The sequence below is a fragment of the Mesorhizobium sp. M1E.F.Ca.ET.041.01.1.1 genome (assembly GCF_003997355.1).
Classification (GTDB): Bacteria; Pseudomonadota; Alphaproteobacteria; order Rhizobiales; family Rhizobiaceae; genus Mesorhizobium.
This window is the reverse complement of record NZ_RZSL01000065.1, coordinates 1-17798: the sequence shown is the minus strand read 5'-3', so window position 1 is coordinate 17798 and position 17798 is coordinate 1. Positions and strand designations below refer to the sequence as shown.

The 17798-nt window shown below is 65.0% G+C and carries 17 protein-coding genes and 1 pseudogene; 12 read left to right on the top strand and 6 right to left on the bottom strand.

Going from position 1 to position 17798, the window contains the following annotated elements:
* The 4 genes and pseudogenes from EOA38_RS08405 to EOA38_RS08390 form a co-directional block, all read right to left on the bottom strand.
* Positions 1-1120, bottom strand: a 1120-nt coding sequence (locus EOA38_RS08405; RefSeq protein WP_127298939.1) for a trypsin-like peptidase domain-containing protein, incomplete at its 3' end; no start/stop codon positions are given.
* Between the two features lie 188 nt (positions 1121-1308).
* The gene (locus EOA38_RS08400; RefSeq protein WP_127298938.1) at positions 1309-2055 is read right to left on the bottom strand and encodes an MBL fold metallo-hydrolase; all 747 of its coding nucleotides are present in this window, start codon (positions 2053-2055) and stop codon (positions 1309-1311) included.
* On the bottom strand, positions 2055-3221 hold the full coding sequence (locus EOA38_RS08395) for a diphosphate--fructose-6-phosphate 1-phosphotransferase (RefSeq protein WP_127298937.1): 1167 nt from the start codon (positions 3219-3221) through the stop codon (positions 2055-2057). The genes EOA38_RS08400 and EOA38_RS08395 overlap by 1 nt, the downstream gene beginning before the upstream one ends.
* A 152-nt stretch (positions 3222-3373) precedes the next feature.
* Positions 3374-3978 (bottom strand): annotated as a pseudogene (locus EOA38_RS08390) (L,D-transpeptidase).
* Between EOA38_RS08390 and EOA38_RS40275 the strand changes: the two are divergent.
* The 4 genes from EOA38_RS40275 to xylB all read left to right on the top strand — a co-directional run bounded on the left by EOA38_RS40275 (position 3881) and on the right by xylB (position 7969).
* Positions 3881-4081 (top strand): hypothetical protein, encoded by a 201-nt coding sequence (locus EOA38_RS40275; protein WP_245480797.1) that lies wholly within the window; start codon positions 3881-3883, stop codon positions 4079-4081. The pseudogene EOA38_RS08390 and the gene EOA38_RS40275 sit on opposite strands and share 98 nt — an antisense overlap.
* Positions 4082-4366: 285 nt before the next feature.
* Positions 4367-4990, top strand: a complete 624-nt coding sequence (locus tag EOA38_RS08385; RefSeq protein ID WP_127298936.1) for a LysE family translocator — start codon at positions 4367-4369, stop codon at positions 4988-4990.
* Between the two features lie 116 nt (positions 4991-5106).
* Positions 5107-6432, top strand: a complete 1326-nt coding sequence (locus tag EOA38_RS08380) for a tetratricopeptide repeat protein (protein WP_127298935.1) — start codon at positions 5107-5109, stop codon at positions 6430-6432.
* A gap of 82 nt (positions 6433-6514) precedes the next feature.
* Positions 6515-7969 carry a xylulokinase gene (gene xylB / locus EOA38_RS08375; RefSeq protein ID WP_127298934.1) on the top strand — a complete coding sequence of 485 codons (1455 nt, stop codon included), beginning with the start codon at positions 6515-6517 and terminating at the stop codon, positions 7967-7969.
* A gap of 197 nt (positions 7970-8166) precedes the next feature.
* On the opposite strand, the gene EOA38_RS08365 is transcribed toward xylB, so the two are convergent.
* Positions 8167-8529 (bottom strand): nuclear transport factor 2 family protein, encoded by a 363-nt coding sequence (locus EOA38_RS08365; protein WP_127298933.1) that lies wholly within the window; start codon positions 8527-8529, stop codon positions 8167-8169.
* A gap of 110 nt (positions 8530-8639) precedes the next feature.
* Here EOA38_RS08365 and xylA point away from each other — a divergent pair, with 110 nt between their 5' ends.
* The 3 genes from xylA to EOA38_RS08350 all read left to right on the top strand — a co-directional run bounded on the left by xylA (position 8640) and on the right by EOA38_RS08350 (position 11235).
* Positions 8640-9965, top strand: a complete 1326-nt coding sequence (xylA, locus tag EOA38_RS08360; protein ID WP_127298932.1) for a xylose isomerase — start codon at positions 8640-8642, stop codon at positions 9963-9965.
* Positions 9966-10156: 191 nt separating this feature from the next.
* Entirely contained in the window at positions 10157-10360 is a 204-nt protein-coding gene (locus tag EOA38_RS08355) for a hypothetical protein (RefSeq protein WP_126096667.1), read from the top strand.
* A gap of 77 nt (positions 10361-10437) precedes the next feature.
* Positions 10438-11235: a TIGR01458 family HAD-type hydrolase gene (locus tag EOA38_RS08350; RefSeq protein WP_127298931.1), complete on the top strand. Its 798-nt coding sequence runs from the start codon at positions 10438-10440 to the stop codon at positions 11233-11235.
* A gap of 59 nt (positions 11236-11294) precedes the next feature.
* Here the strand turns inward: EOA38_RS08350 and EOA38_RS08345 are convergent, their stop codons facing one another.
* Positions 11295-12275, bottom strand: coding sequence for a GlxA family transcriptional regulator (locus EOA38_RS08345; protein WP_127298930.1), 981 nt, complete (start codon positions 12273-12275; stop codon positions 11295-11297).
* 78 nt (positions 12276-12353) lie between these two features.
* Here EOA38_RS08345 and EOA38_RS08340 point away from each other — a divergent pair, with 78 nt between their 5' ends.
* The 5 genes from EOA38_RS08340 to EOA38_RS08320 all read left to right on the top strand — a co-directional run.
* Positions 12354-13271, top strand: a complete 918-nt coding sequence (locus tag EOA38_RS08340) for a 3-keto-5-aminohexanoate cleavage protein (RefSeq protein ID WP_127298929.1) — start codon at positions 12354-12356, stop codon at positions 13269-13271.
* Between the two features lie 14 nt (positions 13272-13285).
* The gene (locus EOA38_RS08335; protein ID WP_127298928.1) at positions 13286-13909 is read left to right on the top strand and encodes an HD domain-containing protein; all 624 of its coding nucleotides are present in this window, start codon (positions 13286-13288) and stop codon (positions 13907-13909) included.
* Positions 13910-13911: 2 nt separating this feature from the next.
* A complete protein-coding gene (locus EOA38_RS08330; RefSeq protein WP_126090658.1) occupies positions 13912-15039 on the top strand; it encodes a carnitine 3-dehydrogenase in 1128 nt (375 codons plus the stop codon).
* A gap of 4 nt (positions 15040-15043) precedes the next feature.
* Positions 15044-16207 (top strand): acyl-CoA dehydrogenase, encoded by a 1164-nt coding sequence (locus EOA38_RS08325; protein WP_127298927.1) that lies wholly within the window; start codon positions 15044-15046, stop codon positions 16205-16207.
* Between the two features lie 67 nt (positions 16208-16274).
* Positions 16275-17798: acetate--CoA ligase family protein (locus tag EOA38_RS08320; RefSeq protein WP_145965934.1), on the top strand; the 1524-nt coding region annotated here is incomplete at its 3' end.

The window sequence follows — 17798 nt, the reverse complement described above, 5'->3', positions numbered from 1 at the left end:
CCTTGACGCCAGGCGAGACATCCGCGACCGCGCGCGAAAGATCCTTCGGATCCTTGATCTCCTGGCCGCCGAACCCGGTGATCACGTCGCCGGTCTCGATGCCGGCCTTGGCCGCGGGCGAGCCGTCGGTGACCGCGGCGACCAGCGCGCCGCCCGGATGGTCGAGGCCGATGGCGCTGGCGACATCCTGCGTCACCGGCTGGATCTGCACGCCGAGATAGCCGTATTCGATGTTGCCGCCTTTCATCAGCTTGGCGACGACCTTCTCCGCCTGGTTCGATGGGATGGCGAAGCCGACGCCGACGCTGCCGCCATTGGGCGAAAAGATCGCCGTATCGATGCCGATGACATTGCCGGCGACGACGACCAGGGGGCCGCCGGAATTGCCGTGGTTGATCGGCGCGTCGATCTGGATGAAATCGTCGAACGGCCCGCTATGCAGGTCGCGGCCGCGCGCCGAGACGATGCCGGCGGTGACCGTGGTGCCGATGCCGAACGGATTGCCGATCGCCAGCACCTGGTCGCCGGTCATCAGCCTGTCGGAATCGCCCCACTTCACGGTCGGCAGCGGCTTGCTAGCTTTGATCTTGAGCACCGCCAGATCGTTCTTGGCGTCGTGGCCGACGAGCTTGGCGGGAAGTTCGGTGCCGTCGTCGAGCGTCACCTTGATCGAGGTCGCGCCGTCGACGACGTGGTTGTTGGTGACGATGGTGCCGTCCGACCCGACGATGAAGCCGGAGCCCATAGCTTCTTGCCGCTGGGGCGACTGCTGCGGCGGCGTCTTCGGCACCGGCATGCCCTGGTCGCCGAAGAACTGCTGGAAATATTGGTCGAATGGCGAATTGTCGTCGAAGGGCGAGCCGTCGCCCGTCGGGCCGGGCTGTGCTTTCATCACGGTCGTCACGGTCACGACAGCCGGCTTGGCGGTGGCGACAACCGGCGCGAACGAGCCGTTTGGCGCGGTGATGCCCGCGACCGGCGTCTGCGTCGTCGCGACCACGTTGCTCAGACCGGCAGTGCCGGAGTTCTGCGCAAAGGAAACCACGACGGGGGAGATGATCAGCGCAGCGCCCAGCAGGGCCGCGACGCGATGTCTGCGAAGAATGCTGATGGGTGACATGGTCGTTCTGTCCGGGCGAGAGTTGATCCGGCGCCGCGGGTGGTTCTCGAAGCACGCGCCCGTCGGCGTGTCGACGGCCGGGACTGCCTGTCTCGCCTTGCATGACAGCCGGCCGGATCGACAGCCGGACATCTAGGGTGCGGATCGGCCCGAATTAGGGTTTTGCCGCGACCTTACGAAGATTTAATTCAGAGAGCGCTCACGAACCGCTCTCTTCGGCGCAGATAGGCGGAGGCGATCTCACGCATCCGCGCGCCGTTGAAACTCGGGCCATGGCCGCCATGGCCGATGCGTATCGGCAGGTCGAGCAGGCGCTGCATGGTGCGGCAATAGGCAGCACGGTCCGAATCCGGCAAATCGTCGATCAGCATGCCGTCATAGATGGCGTCGCCGGCGAAGAACAGGCCGTCCGCCTCGTCGAACAGCGCGATCGAATCCGGCGAATGTCCAGGCAGATGCAGCACGCGAAATTTCCGGTCGCCGAGATCGACGATATCGCCCTCATCGAGCGCGCGGGTCAGCGGCGCCGGCGGAATCCGATAATTGGCCGCCTCCCAGCCGGGCGCCGGCAATTTGGACACCGCGCCATCGAGATTGTGGAACATGTAAGCGTAGGTGACGGCATCATCCATGCCGTCGAACCGCGCCGCGCTCACCTTCGGCCCCATGCGCAGCGGGAATTCGTGCAGCGAGCCGACATGGTCGAGATGGATGTGGGTGGCGACGACGATCAGCGGCTTGCCCGCCGGCGTATCGATCTCGGGCGCCAGCGGGCAGATGCCCATGCCGGTGTCGACCAAAAGGTCGGCGTCGCGGCCCTTGAGATGCCAGATGTTGGCGCGCACGAAATCATGCACGAACGGCTCGGTCAGCATCGTCGTCCTGGCGTCGACAATCGCCTTGCCGAACCAGTCGCCGACCACGAGGTCGCCCATCAGACGAACGGCTTTCCGACCTTGTATTTTTCCGGCACCAGCCGCTTCAGATAAGCCATGCCGGCTTCCGAAAGCTGGTTGACGTCGGGCTTCATGAAATCGTCGGGCATGTGGCGCGTCTTTCCGGCGACCGCCTTCAGCGGCACCTTCTTCAGCACGGTCTTTGCGCCGTCATATTGCAGCGCCACCGAGCCGCCGCCTTCTTCCGCGACCGCAACCGCGAAGGCGCCGGCATCGAAGGCTTCTTGCGCGTCGACGGCGCTGATCGCGCCGACATAGCCGCGCGGCATGTAGCCCAGAGCGTCGACCCGCGCCCGCTTGCCCGGCAGGCCCTCGGCCAAGGCCCTTTCGAGCGCCGCCGGTAGATCGCTGCCCGACAATTTGACGTTGCCATGCTGGTCGCGCTCGAGCTTTTCCGGCGGCACCAGGCTTTCTACCAGCGCCTTGCCGTCGGCGGTGCTGACGCCTTCCGACACGGCGACGATGCAGCGCTTGTGGCGGTCGAGCGTCCTGCGGACATCGTCGATGAAGCGTTCGGCCGAGAAGGCGCGCTCCGGGACGTAGACGAGATGCGGGCCGCTGTCCGGATCGAGCTGCCAGGCCGCCGCGGCGGCGGTCAGGAAGCCGGCATGCCGGCCCATGACGATGCCGACATAGATGCCGGGCAGCGCGCGGAAATCGAGATCGACCGAGAGGAAAGCGCCGGCGACGAACTCGGCCGCCGAGATGAAGCCCGGCGTGTGGTCGTTCTCCTCGAGATCGTTGTCGATGGTCTTCGGCGCGTGCACGAAGGCCATCGTGCCGCCCGCGGCATCGGTCAGGATCTGCTGCGTGCCCGACGTGTCGTTGCCGCCGATATAGATGAAGGCGTCGGCGCCGGCCTTCTTCAAACCGTTGAGAATAACCTCGCAATAAGCGGCGTCGGGCTTGTCGCGGGTCGAACCCAGCGACGCGCTCGGCGTGCCGGCGATCAGCCGCAGCCGGTCCTCGGGGATGGCGGAGAGGTCGACATAGTTGCCGTCGCGGATGCCGCGCACGCCATGGATCGAGCCCAGCACCTTGGCGCCGGGATGACGCTTGCGGATCTCCAGCGTGGCGCCGACGACCGTCTGGTTGATGACGGCGGTCGGGCCGCCGCCCTGCGCGATGACGAAAGTTCCGGCCATGTTTTTTCTCTCCCGAGGCGAAGGTTTTCAGGGCACCTTCGCCTGTCTTGCGGCATCGCGCAACGGAAGAACTGATGCGTATCGCCCAAAAGTGTGCAGCCGTTTTGGGACAAAACAAGAAGATTGGCGGCCGCGTGGGCCGCCGGAAAAGATCACACGACCACGACCGGATTTTTCTTCGATACGCGGCTGTAGAGGTCGATGATGTCCTGGTTGATCAGCCGCACGCAGCCCGACGACATCGCCTGGCCAATGCTCCACCATTCGGGCGAGCCATGGATGCGATAGCCGGTGTCCCTGCCGTTCTGGTAGATGTAGAGCGCGCGGGCGCCGAGCGGGTTGGTGAGGCCGCCGGGCTGGCCACCCTGCCACTTCACCAGTTCCGGCTTGCGCTGGATCATTTCCGGCGGCGGCGTCCAGACCGGCCATTCACGGCCATACTGGATGTTGGCGCGGCCCGACCAGCGGAAGCCGTCCTTGCCGATGCCGACACCGTAGCGGATGGCGTCGCCGCCGGGCTGGACCAGATAGAGCATGCGCTCCTGCAGATGCACGACGATGGTGCCGGGCGCCTCGCCGGTCTTGTCGACGACGATCTGGCGGCGGAACTCCGGCTTGACCTCTGCCACGGCACGGCCGGCACCTGGAAGCCGCCATCGGTGAGGGAAGCATACATCACGTCCGGGCCGGTGATGTTCTTGTCGACGCTGATCGCCGGACGCATAGGATGTACCGAGCCGGTCGTGGTGTCGTCGATCTGCAATTGCGGCAGGTCGAGCGTGTCGGTGGTGCTGCAGCCGGCGATGCCGAGCAGCGCCAGGGCGCCTGCGCCGGAAAGCATGGCGCGGCGGGAAAGCTGAATTTCGGTTTCGTCGCCGTTCGAAGGCGGCGTCAGACTTTGCGGCAACTCGCGCATACACCAAACCCTACGCTGTCGGCGGGAAGCACGGTCCGGCCGGATGACGGGCATTTTCGTCAGTCATGGTTGAAAAAGGATGAAAGCGCGAAGCATCGCTTTAACCCTAACGGCTCGTCGCACTGTTTGCGGCGCATGGCGATCCGATGGCGAAAAGATTCTTCGCACCCTCTTTACAATCGCGCCGACGCCAGGATTTATCCTGTTCTTTGCGCTCAAGGAGTAGGAAATGTCCTTCGAAAACTGGGCTGCCTTTGCCGCCGCCTCCACCATCCTTCTCGTCATTCCGGGCCCGACGATCCTCCTGGTCGTCTCCTATGCGCTGGGCCAGGGCTGGCGCACCGCGCTGCCGATGGCGGTCGGCGTCGCGCTCGGCGACTTCACTGCCATGACGTTGTCGATGCTGGGCATCGGCGCGCTGCTCGCGGCTTCGGCAACCGTGTTCACGGTGCTGAAGGTTATCGGCGCCGGCTATCTGATCTATCTCGGCATCAAACTGTTCCGCGCCGGCGGCGCGCTGAAGGCCGAACCGCGCACCGACGCGGTGTCGGCGGCAAGGATGATGGCGCATGCCTGGCTGGTCACCGCGCTCAACCCGAAGAGCATCACCTTCTTCGTCGCCTTCCTGCCGCAGTTCCTCGACCGGCATGCCGATTTCTGGACGCAGATGCTGATCTTCGAGACGACCTTCCTGGCGCTCGCCTTCAGCAATGCCTTCGGCTACGCGCTGGTGGCATCCAGGGCCCGCGCGATCGTGCGCAACCCGACGGCGATCCGCATCTTCAACCGCACAGGCGGAACGTTGCTGGTCGGCGCCGGCATCGCAACCGTGGCGATGCGCTCCGGCAATTGAGGCCGTGCACATAGCGCGGTAGCTACGAAGTCGTGTCGTCCACGGTTGGCGGGCTGGTTGGCGATGCTCTAGGATCACAGTCCGAACAGCAAAATCGCGATCAGCGAGGACATGGCATGGCGCTGAAGGACGCATTCGGCCTGACTTACTCAGGCGCGACCGAAGCCGGGTTTTCGTCCTACGCCAGAGCCGTCCATGAACTGCAATGCTTCATCGGCGACCCGGTCGCTGCAATCGACCGCGCGATCACCGACGAACCCGGATTCGTCATGGCGCATGTGTTCAAGGGCTATCTGTTCGGCCTCGCCACCGAGCGGGAGGCAACGGCTGTCGCGCGAACCTGCCACGAAGCGGCGCTGCCGCTTGCCGCCACCACGCGTGAGCAGGCGCATGTCGCGGCCCTCGGCCATCTCGCCGCGGGCCGCTGGCATGAGGCCGCGCGCATCCTGGAAGACATTGCGATCGACAACCCGCTCGACGCGCTGGCGCTGCAGGTTGGGCACCAGATCGACTTCTTCACCGGCAATGCCCGCATGCTGCGCGACCGCATCGGCCGGGCACTGCCGACTTGGCAGAAGGGCATGCCGGGCTATCATGCCGTTCTCGGCATGCAGGCCTTCGGGCTGGAGGAAATGGGCGACTACGTGCGCGCCGAAAGCTTCGGCCGGCAGGCGGTCGAGATCGAACCGCGCGACGGCTGGGCGCAGCATGCGGTGGCGCATGTCATGGAGATGCAGAGCCGGCAAAAGGACGGCATCGCCTGGATGCGCGCCAATCCGGAGGCATGGACGAAGGACAGCTTTCTCAAGATCCACAACTGGTGGCATCTGGCGCTGTTTCACTACGACCTCGGCGAGATCGACGAGGTGCTGGGGCTCTATGACGGGCCGATCTATGGCGACCGCTCGACATTGGCGCTCAACATGGTCGATGCCTCGGCAATCCTGTGGCGTCTCAATCTCGGCGGCGTCGACGTCGGCGACCGCTGGGCGATACTCGCCGCCAACTGGATGCCGAAAGCCGCCGCCGGCAATTACGCCTTCAACGACGCGCATGCGATGATGGCCTTTGTCGGCGCTGGTCTCGGCGCGCCTGCTGAGACCTTGCTCGAAGCGCAGCGCGAGGCCATGCGCGGGCATGACGACAATGCCGCCTTCACCAGGGATGTCGGCCACCCGCTGACGCTCGCGGTCAAAGCGTTCGGCGAGGGCAGCTACACGCAGACGGTTCAGCTGATCCGGCCGATCCGCTCCATCGCGCACCGCTTCGGCGGCAGCCATGCCCAGCGGGACGTCATCGACCTGACGCTGATCGAGGCGGCATTGCGTTCCGGTGATGGACCACTGGCGCGGGCGCTGACCGCGGAACGCGCGCTGGCACGGCCGGACAGCCCACTGTCGGCGCTGTTCTCGCGGCGAGCGGCCGATTTGTCAGAGAATTGACCCGCGGCGGATCTTGTCATAAGAACTGGCCTGGCCAGATTTTTTCGAGATCCGAAAAAAATAATGGCATTGGGAGGAAATCATGTATCTCGGCCTCGACCTGGGCACATCGGGCGTCAAGGCGCTGCTGATCGATGATCGCCAGAAGGTGATCGCCTCCGGCCATGGTTCGCTCGACGTCTCGCGGCCGCATCCCGGCTGGTCCGAGCAGGATCCGGCGCATTGGATAGAGGCCTGCGAGACGGCGATTGCCGAGCTCAAGGCTTCGCACCCGAAAGAGCTTGCGGCGGTCGAAGGCATCGGCCTTTCCGGTCAGATGCATGGCGCGACCCTGCTCGATGCCTCTGACAAGGTGCTGCGCCCCTGCATCCTGTGGAACGACACGCGCAGCCATGTCGAGGCGGCCGCGCTCGATGCCGATCCGCGCTTCCGCAGGCTCACCGGCAACATCGTGTTTCCGGGCTTCACGGCGCCGAAGCTTGTCTGGGTGAAGAACAATGAGCCGGCAATCTTCGCCAAGGTGGCCAAGGTGCTGTTGCCCAAGGACTATCTGCGCCTCTGGCTGACCGGCGAGCATATTTCGGAAATGTCGGATTCGGCCGGCACCTCCTGGCTCGACGTCGGCAGGCGCCGCTGGTCGCCCGAGCTGCTTGAAGCGACATCGCTCGACGAGAAGCATATGCCGTCGCTGGTCGAAGGCACGGCGAAAGCCGGCGCCTTGCGCGGCGAGCTCGCGTCGAAATGGGGCCTTGCGGCCGGCATTCCGGTCGCCGGCGGCGCCGGCGACAATGCGGCCTCGGCCTGCGGCATGGGCACGGTCGGCGCAGGTAACGCTTTCGTCTCGCTCGGCACCTCGGGCGTCCTGTTCGCCGCCAACGCCTCCTATTTGCCCAACCCGGAAAGCGCGGTGCACACCTTCTGCCATGCGCTGCCTAGCACCTGGCACCAGATGGGCGTCATCCTGTCGGCCACCGATTCGCTCAACTGGCTGTCGGACGTCACCGGCAAAGGCGCCGGCGAATTGACCGCCGAGCTCGGCGACACACTCAAGGCGCCGACGGGCGTAACCTTCCTGCCATACCTCTCCGGCGAGCGCACGCCGCACAATGATTCCGCCATCCGCGGGTCGTTCACCGGCCTTGGGCATGAATCCAGCCGTGCGGTGCTGACGCAGGCCGTGCTCGAAGGCGTCGCCTTCGCCTTCCGCGACAGTCTCGAAGCGCTGAAGACGGCCGGCACGACGCTGACTCGGGTCACCGCGATCGGCGGCGGCTCGCGTTCGCGCTACTGGCTGAAGGCGATCGCGACGGCGCTGCAGCTGCCGGTCGACATCCCGGCCGACGGCGATTTCGGCGCCGCCTTCGGCGCGGCACGGCTCGGCCTGATCGCAGCGACCGGCGCCGATCCGCTTGCCGTCTGCACCGCGCCGGCGACCGATGCCACGATCGAGCCGGACGCCGGCCTTGGCGGGGCTTATGCTGATGCCTACCAGCGCTACCGCGCGCTCTATCCGGCGATCCGGGCGGTAACCGCGTGAGCAGGCGCGAGGCACCCCCCTCTGCCCTGCCGGGCATCTCCCCCGCAAGGGGGGAGATTGGCAGCTCGGGCGCCTCGCTCACTATTGCAGCGTTGGAGATTGGCGAAATCCTAGATGACAGCCGATCTCCCCCCTTGCGGGGGAGATGTCCGGCAGGACAGAGGGGGGTGCCTCGCACCTTCCCTCCCCAGTTAGCCTCACTGCGCCGGCACCTTGTCGAGGAAGCCGGTGACGCTCTTAAGGCGGCCGTTCTCGACGACGCCGATGTCGGTGCCTTCGATGACGGACTCTGCGCCCTCCGGTCCCAGATTCCACGAGAAGCGGATGCGGTCGGCGAAGCCGTCCGGCTCACCCTTCAGCGAGAACCGGAAGCCGGCGAAGCGCTGCTGCACGCCGTCGATCAGCGCGGCGATGCCGTCGTGGCCGTCTCCCTGCATGACCGGGTCGCGATAGCTGATGTCCTTGGTGAAGGCAGCCTCGAGCAGGGCCTTGCGGCGCGCCGCATCACTCTCGTTCCAGGCGGTGATGTAGTTGCGGGCGATCGAGTTGAGGTCGGTCATTGTCTCATCCTTCGTTGGATCGTTTCGACATGACCCTTTTCGTCCCGCGAAGAAGCGAAACCAATTACGCCTGAGGTAATCGGGCGAAGCACTTGGAGAGGAAGGAAACCATGAGCAGCGGATTTTTCGGCGACATCAAGAAGATCAAATATGAGGGGCCGGATTCGACCAATCCGCTGGCCTACCGGTTCTACAATCCCGACGAGGTCGTCGCCGGTAAGCGGCTGGAGGACCATCTGCGCTTTGCCGTCGCCTATTGGCATTCTTTTGCCTGGCAAGGTGGCGACCCGTTCGGCGGCCAGACTTTCGACCGGCCATGGTTCGCCAAGCCTGGCGGCATCGATACGATGGAACTGGCCAAGCTGAAGGCCGATGTCGCCTTCGAGATGTTCTCGCTGCTCGGCGCGCCCTATTTCTGCTTCCACGACGCCGACGTCCGCCCGGAGGGCAAGGATTTCTCCGAGAGCGCCGCGCGCCTCGACGAGATCGCCGACTATTTTGCCGAGAAGATGAAGCAGACGGGCGTCAAGCTGCTGTGGGGCACGGCGAACCTCTTCTCGCACCGCCGCTTCATGTCGGGTGCGGCCACCAATCCCGATCCGGACGTGTTCGCCTATGCGGCGGCGACGGTGAAAAAGTGCATCGACATCACCAAGAAGCTGAAGGGCGAGAACTACGTGCTGTGGGGCGGCCGCGAGGGCTATGAGACGCTGCTCAACACCGACCTCGCCCGCGAGCAGGAGCAGGCCGGCCGCTTCCTCAACCTCGTCGTCGACTACAAGCACAGAATAGGCTTCAAGGGCACGATCCTGATCGAGCCGAAGCCGCAGGAGCCGACCAAGCATCAGTACGACTACGATGTCGCCACCGTTTACGGCTTCCTGAAGCGCTTCGGACTGGAGAAGGAGGTCAAGCTCAACATCGAGCAGGGCCATGCAATCCTCGCCGGCCATTCCTTCGAGCACGAGCTGGCCTTGGCCAATGCGCTCGGTGTCTTCGGCTCGATCGACATGAACCGCAATGACTACCAGTCCGGCTGGGACACCGACCAGTTCCCCAACAACGTGCCGGAAATGGCCTTGGCCTACTACCAGATCCTTCAGGGCGGCGGCTTCAAGACCGGCGGCACCAATTTCGACGCCAAGCTGCGGCGCCAGTCGCTCGACCCGCAGGACCTGCTGATCGGCCATATCGGCGGCATGGATGCCTGCGCGCGCGGCCTCAAGGCGGCGGCCAAAATGATCGAGGACAAGGCTCTGTCCGCTCCTCTGGCCGAGCGCTATGCCGGCTGGAACACGGCCGAAGGCAAGGCGATGCTTTCCGGCAAGCGCACGCTGGAAGAGATCGCCGAGCGTGTGGTCAAGAAGAAGATCGAGCCGCAGCCGCGCTCCGGCCGGCAAGAGCTGCTGGAGAACATCGTCAACCGCTACGTGTAACGGGGCTCGCCCTTACACAGCCGGTCGTTCAAGCGGACTCTAAGATAAAACAGCTTTTCGCGGGGCTGAAACCGATGACAAGGTTTTGCCCCGCAGCGCCCTTCAATCGCCTCGCTCTTGCCTTCAAACAGCCGTCACGGATCTCCTATAGTGTGGCTATGCGGCGGGAAGGAAAGAAGGAGGCGAAACGTATGCAGCACGAACGCGAAATCGACGCCTTGCTCTCGCCCGGCGAGGCTGGATCGATCATCGATCGGCTGATGGCGCTGCCGCATTCGAAAGACGGCGGCCGCAAGACAAATGAATGGGATCGCGCGGTTGCCGCGCGACTGGAAACCGCGCTGGCCAAGAGCATGCGCTCGCGCATTGTCCGCGAAGGCCGCGACGCGGCCTGATTCTTCTGTGGCCCTGTTTTCCGTGGCCTGATTTTCACTGGTTTGACGAACGGAGACTGTTTCTCCATCCTGCACCGATGATACGCGCGGTGCTGCTCGATCTTGCGGGTGTCGTCTATGATGGCGACACGCCGATACCGGGCGCTGTGCCCGCGGTGGAGCGTTTGCGCAAGGCCGGTCTGCCGCTCCGTTTCGTCAGCAACACCACACGCTCGCCGCGCGGCGCAATCATCGCGCAGCTTGCCGCCATGGGCATCAAGGTCGCGGACGAAGAATTGCTGACGCCGGCGCGCGCCGCGGTCGAATGGCTGCGCAGGCATGGCCGCCAACCGCATCTGCTCGTCCATCCCAATCTCGAAGCCGAGTTTTCAGGGCTGGAAGACGGCAGCGGACGAGCTGTCGTCGTCGGCGATGCCGGCGAGGGCTTCGACTACGCGACTCTAAACCAAGCGTTCCGCGAACTGGCTGCCGGCGCCGATTTTCTGGCTTTGGCCACCAACCGCACCTTCAAGGATGCCGACGGCCAGCTCAGTCTCGACGCCGGCGCCTTCGTGGCGGCGCTCGAATTCGCCTGCGGGCGAAGCCCTGTCGTGCTCGGCAAGCCGTCGCCCGATTTCTTCCTCTCGGCGCTTGCCGGTTTGAATTGCCGCGCGGCCGATGCGGTCATGGTCGGCGACGACGCGGAAAGCGATGTCGCCGGCGCGCTCAGCGCCGGGCTCGGCGCGGCGCTGCTCGTGCGCACCGGCAAGTACCGCCCCGGCGACGAAACACGCTTCGACCCGGCGCCGACGGCGCTGGTCGACGACCTCGCCGCGGCAACGGATTGGATACTCAAAGCGCGCCGCGCTGAGACGGATTCAGGCTACGCGCTTTGAGTCTTTGTTTGATGCATGTCGTCGTCCCAAAACCGCTGCGCACTTTTGGGCGACATGCATCAGCCGCGCCGCAGCCTGACAGGCGCCTCGCCAAAAGCCCTGGAAAACGCCCTGGAAAATGCCGCGGCCGACGAAAAGCCTGTACGCCCGGCGATGTCGGTCATGGCGATGCGCGTGTCGACCACGAGGCGGCGGGCGGCGCTGAGCCGCAGCCTGAGATAATAGGCGCCCGGCGTCTCGCCGATCGACCTGCGGAAAATGCTCTCCAGCGTCCGCGCCGTCACACCGGCGCGCTTGGCCACCGCGTCGATGGTCAGCGGCTCATCGACATGCGCCTCCATCAGCCGGATCGCCTGCGCCAGCCGTGGGTCGTAGCCGTCGAGCCGGCCGAGCGAGACCAGAGGCTGCGCGTCGGTCGCCGCGCGCGCCTGGTCGTAGATGAACACGCTCGCGACATCGAGCGCGGCGGCCATGCCTAGCCTGGTGCGGATCAGGTGCAGCATCAGGTCGAAGGTCGGCGAAGCGCCGCCCGAGGTGAAGACCGGTCCGTCGATGACATAGCGGTCCGGCCGCACGTCGACGCCCGGGAACGCGGCGGAAAAATCCTCCATGTCTTCCCAATGCGTGGTGGCGCTGCGGCCTTCGAGCAGGCCGGCACGCGCCACCAGCCAGGTGCCGGCCTCGACGCCGCCGCAGGCGCGGGCCGAACGCGCCGCTCGCCGAAGGCCGGCCAGCAACGCCGACGTGGTGTAATTCTGCGTGCCGAAGCCGGCGACGACGACCAGCATGTCGGTCGGCTCGTCCGCGTCGAAGCGGCCGCTGACGGCCACCGGCAGGCCGCATGTCGTGACAGGCGCCTCGCCGGTGACCGAAACCAGCTTGAAATCGAACAATGTCTCGCCGGAGATGCGGTTGGCGGCGCGCAGCGGGTCGACCGCCGAGGCGACGCACATGATGGACGATCCGGAGAACACCAGGAACGTCACCTTGAGCGTTTCGTGCTCGGACCGAAAGATGGTCGGCTTTTCGCTTTTAATCATGAGAACTTCGTAAAACGCAAAACAGTTTCCTGCAAGTCGAGCAATGCTGTGGCCTGATCGAATTTGGGAGGAAAGACGATGCCGCTCGCGATGAACCGTGAGGTCTTCATTACCTGTGCCGTGACCGGCTCCGGCGGCACGCAGGACCGCAGCCCGAATGTGCCACGCTCGCCCAAGCAGATCGCCGATTCGGCGATCGAGGCCGCCAAGGCGGGCGCCGCGATCGTCCATTGCCATGTACGCGACCCCGAGACCGGCAAGCCCAGGCGCGACGTGCATCTCTATCGCGAGGTGACCGAGCGCATCCGCGAGGCTGATGTCGACGTGGTGCTGAACCTCACCGCCGGCATGGGCGGCGACATGGTGTTCGGCTCGCCGGAAGCGCCGCTGCCGCTCAATGAGAAGGGCACCGACATGGGCGGCGCCACCAACCGCATGGAGCATGTGCGCCAGTGCCTGCCGGAGATCTGCACGCTGGATTGCGGCACGATGAATTTCAACGAGGCCGACTATGTCATGACCAACACGCCGGGCATGCTGCGCGCCATGGGCGGCATGATGACGGCGCTGGGCGTCAAGCCCGAGATCGAGGCCTTCGACACCGGCCATCTCTGGTTCGCCAAGCAACTGGTCGAGGAAAAGGTGCTGAACCCGGACGCGCTGGTGCAGCTCTGCATGGGCGTGCCGTGGGGCGCGCCGGACGACCTCAACACCTTCATGGCGATGGTCAACAATGTGCCCTCGACCTGGAACTGGTCGGCCTTCTCGATCGGCCGCAACCAGATGGCTTATGTCGCGGCAGCCGTGCTTGCCGGCGGCAATGTCCGCGTCGGCCTGGAAGACAACCTCTGGCTGGACAAGGGCGTTTTGGCCACCAACGCGCAACTGGTCGAACGCGCCGCCAGCATCGTTACCAATCTCGGTGCGAGTGTGCTCGGGCCGGAGGAAGTGCGCAAGAAACTCAATCTCACCAAGCGGGCGCCGATAGCCGCGTGATTTGAGGTGTCGATATGGCTACCGTCAAATTCACCGCGATGAAGGATGGCGACAGGGAAGACTACGAATTCCTGACCGCCCACGAGATCGACTATGCCGCCAGGACCGGCGATCGGCTGCTAGACGCGCTGGTGCAGCTCGACCAGGGCCTCTCCGGCTACAAGATCACCCGGCTCGGCCATTCGCTGCAGGCCGCCACCCGCGCCTGGCGCGACGGCGCCGACATCGACTGGCTCGTCTCGGCGCTGCTGCACGACATCGGCGACATCTACGCGCCCTACAATCACGATGAATATGCCGCGACGATCCTGAAGCCTTTCGTGCGCGAGCAATGCACCTGGGTGGTGGAAAAGCACGGGGATTTCCAGCGCCTCTATTACGCGCATCATCTCGGCGGCGACCGGCATGCCCGCGACCGCTTCGCCGGCCACCTTTATTTCGACGACTGCGACCAGTTCTGCGAACGCTGGGACCAGTCGAGCTTCGACCCCGACTACGACACGCTGCCGATCAGTTTCTTCCGGCCCTTGGTGCTCGAAGTCTTCGCGCGCAAGGCCTACGACCCCGCGGTGATCCGCGCCGGCGACCGTGTGCCGCTTATCGATCCCGAAACAGCCAAGACAAGAACCGGAGCCTGACCATGAGCATCATCAACAAGGCGGCCGCCATCGGCGGCGGCGTCATCGGCGCCGGCTGGGTGGCCCGCCTGCTCTTGAACGGCATCGACGTATCGATCTTCGATCCCGATCCTGAAGCGTCGCGTAAAGTGGGCGAGGTGATGAAAGGCGCGCGTCGCGCCTACAAGCAGATGCTGCCCGGCGGCCTGCCCAAGGAAGGCAAGCTCACCTTTGCCAAGACCATCGCCGAAGCGGTGGCGGATGCCGACTTCATCCAGGAGAGCGTGCCGGAGCGGCTCGACCTCAAGCACAGGGTGCTGGCCGAGATCGACCTACACGCGCCGGCCAACGCCATCGTTGGCTCGTCCACTTCCGGCATCAAGCCGACCGACATGCAGGTGGCGATGAAGAAGCATCCCGAGCGGCTGGTCGTCGGCCATCCGTTCAACCCGGTTTATCTTCTGCCGCTGGTCGAGATCGTCGGCGGCGCGCAGACTTTTCCCGAAGCGATCGAGGTCGCCAAGGAGCTCTACGCCTCGATCGGCATGAAGCCGGTGGTGGTGCGCAAGGAGATCGAAGCCTTCGTCGGCGACCGCCTGCTTGAAGCCGCCTGGCGCGAGGCGCTGTGGCTGGTCAAGGACGGCATCTGCACCGTCGAGGAACTCGACGACATCATGCGCTATTCCTTCGGCCTGCGCTGGGCGCAGATGGGCATGTTCCAGGTCTATCGCGTCGCCGGCGGCGAGGCCGGCATGCGCCACTTCATGGCGCAGTTCGGGCCCTGCCTGAAATGGCCATGGACCAAGCTGATGGACGTGCCCGAATTCAACGACGAGCTGGTCGACCTGATCGCCACGCAATCGGACGAGCAGGCGAACGGCCTGTCGATCCGCGAGCTGGAAAAGATCCGCGACGACAATCTGGTCGCGATCATGGAAGCCCTGTCGAAGCAGAACAAGGGCAAGGGCTGGGGCGCCGGCGCGCTGCACAAAGATTATACGAAACAGCTCGCCAAGCTGGCGGCGAAACCGGCCGCCAAGGCGGAGAAAGTGAAGGCCGCCAGGCCGGCGAAGAAGGCAGCCAAGCCGGCAAAAGCCGATAAGCCCGCAAAGGCCGGCAAGGCGAAGAAGAGCGGCAAGAAGAAGGGCTGAGGCGATGCATTTCGGTCTTTCGGAAGAACAAAAGCTCATCGTCGAGACGACGCGCGCCTTCGTCGAGAACGAGCTTTATCCGCATGAGCGCGAGGTGGAACGCACCGGCGAGCTGCGCCGCGAGCTGATCGACGAGCTGAAGGCCAAGGCGATCGCGGCCGGGCTTTATGCGGCCAACATGCCGGCCGATGTCGGCGGCGCGGGCCTCGATACGGTGAGCTGGCTGCTCTATGAGAAGGAACTCGGCCGCGCCAATTACGCGCTGCACTGGACCTGCGTGGCGCGTCCGTCGAACATCCTGCTCGCCGGCACGCCGGAGCAGCGGGAAAAGTATCTCTTCCCCTGCATCCGCGGCGAGAAATGGGATTGCCTGGCGATGACCGAGCCCGGCGCCGGTTCCGATCTGCGCGGCATGAAGGCCACCGCCGTTCAGGACGGCTCGGACTGGGTGCTCAACGGCACCAAGCACTTCATCAGCCATGCCGATATCGCCGACTTTGCCATCGTCTTCATGGCGTCAGGCGAGGAGGATTCGCCGCGCGGCAAGCGCAAGAAGATCACCGCCTTCTTCGTCGACAAGGGCACCAAGGGTTTTACGGTGCGCGACGGCTACCGCAATGTCTCGCACCGCGGCTATACCAATTCGATCCTCGAATTCGACGACTGCCGGCTGCCGGCGACCCAGGTTCTGGGTGAAGTGCACAAAGGCTTCGAGGTCGCCAACTCGTGGCTCGGCGCCACCCGCCTGCAGGTCGGCGCGACCTGCCTCGGCCGGGCCGAGCGCGCGCTTTCGCACGCCATCGAATATGCGGCGCAGCGCCAGCAGTTCGGCCAGCAGATCGGCAAGTTCCAGGGCGTGTCGTTCAAGCTCGCCGACATGGCGACGGAACTGAAGGCGGCCGATTTGATGGTGTTCGAAGCCGGCTGGAAGTACGATCAGGGCACCGTCACCGATCAGGACATGGCGATGGCCAAGCTGAAGGCCACCGAGATGCTGGCTTTCGTTGCCGACGAAGCCATCCAGATCCATGGCGGCATGGGGCTGATGGACGACCTGCCGCTGGAACGCATCTGGCGCGACGCTCGCGTCGAGCGCATCTGGGAAGGCACTTCGGAGATTCAGCGACATATTATTTCGCGGGCGTTGCTGCGTCCGTTCGGGGCTTAGAGCATGATTCGCCCCCAAAACCGGGCCCCGGTTTCGGAAAAGATCGTGCTCAAACGAAAAGATGACCATGCATAAACTCGAACGCCTCCTGCGCCCGAAATCGATCGCCGTGTTCGGCGGGGCGCAGGCCGCCGCCGTCGTCGCGCAGTCGATCAAGATGGGCTTTGCCGGCAAAATCTGGCCGGTGCACCCGACGAAGGACGAGGTCGCCGGCTGCAAGGCCTACCGCTCCGTCGCCGATCTGCCCGGAGCGCCGGACGCCGTCTTCGTCGGCGTCAACCGGCATCTCACCATCGAAGTCGTCAAGGCGCTGGCCGAGCGCGGCGCCGGCGGCGCCGTCTGCTTTGCCGCCGGCTTCCTCGAGACCGAGGCCTATGACGAGGACGGTGAGCGGCTGCAGGCCGAGCTCGTCACCGCCGCAGGCCAGATGCCGATCATCGGCCCGAACTGCTATGGCCTGATCAACTATGCCGACGGCGCGCTTTTGTGGCCCGACCAGCATGGCGGCATCAGGCTGCCGGAAGGCGGCAAGGGCGTCGCCATCATCACCCAGTCCTCCAACATCGCCATCAACATGACGATGCAGAAACGCGGCCTGCCGATCGCCTTCCTGATGACGGCCGGCAACCAGGCGCAGACCGGCCTTTCGGAAATGGCGCTCGGCCTGATCGAGGACGAGCGCGTCACCTCGCTCGGCCTGCATATCGAAGCCTTCGACTCCGTAGCCGGCTTCGAGAGGCTGGCGGCGAGAGCGCGTGAGCTGAAGAAGCCGATCATCGCGATGAAGGTCGGTCGCTCGGAACAGGCACGGCAGGCGACGGTGTCGCACACGGCCTCACTCGCCGGTTCCGATGCTGCTTCCGGCGCCTTCCTGAAGCGGCTCGGCATCGCGCGCGTCGATTCCATTCCGGCCTTCATCGAGGCGCTGAAGCTCTTGCACATCACCGGCCCATTGCCCGGCTACAAATTGTCGTCGATGAGCTGTTCGGGCGGCGAGGCTTCCGTGATGGCCGACAGCGCCGAAGGGCGCTGGGTGCATTTCCCGACACTGACCTCAGAGCACCGCGCCCATGTCAAATCGACGCTCGGGCCGCTGGTCGCGGTCGCCAATCCGCTCGACTACCATACCTTCATCTGGAACAACGAGCCGGCGATGACGGCCACCTTCACCGCCATGGTGTCGGGCGGCTTCGACCTCAACATGCTGGTGCTCGACTTCCCGCGTCCCGACCGCTGCTCCGACACCGACTGGTGGGCAACGCTGCGCGCCTTCGAGGCAGCGTTGAAGACCAACAGGGCGCAAGGCGCCATCGTCTCCTCGCTGCCCGAGAACCTGCCAGAGGAATACACCGCCGGGCTGATGGCGCGCGGGATGGTGCCGCTGTTCGGCATATCGGAAGCGATGGACGCAGCGCAAGCTGCAGCCTTCATCGGCTGGGCCTGGCGCGAGCCGCAGGCGCAGCCGGTCGACACCACGGCCGCCGGCGCGACCGATGGCAGCCACATCACGCCCGACGAGGCCGAGGCCAAAGCGCGTCTGATCGAGGCCGGCCTGCCGGTGCCGAGCGGCAACAGGTCATGCGCGGCCTGT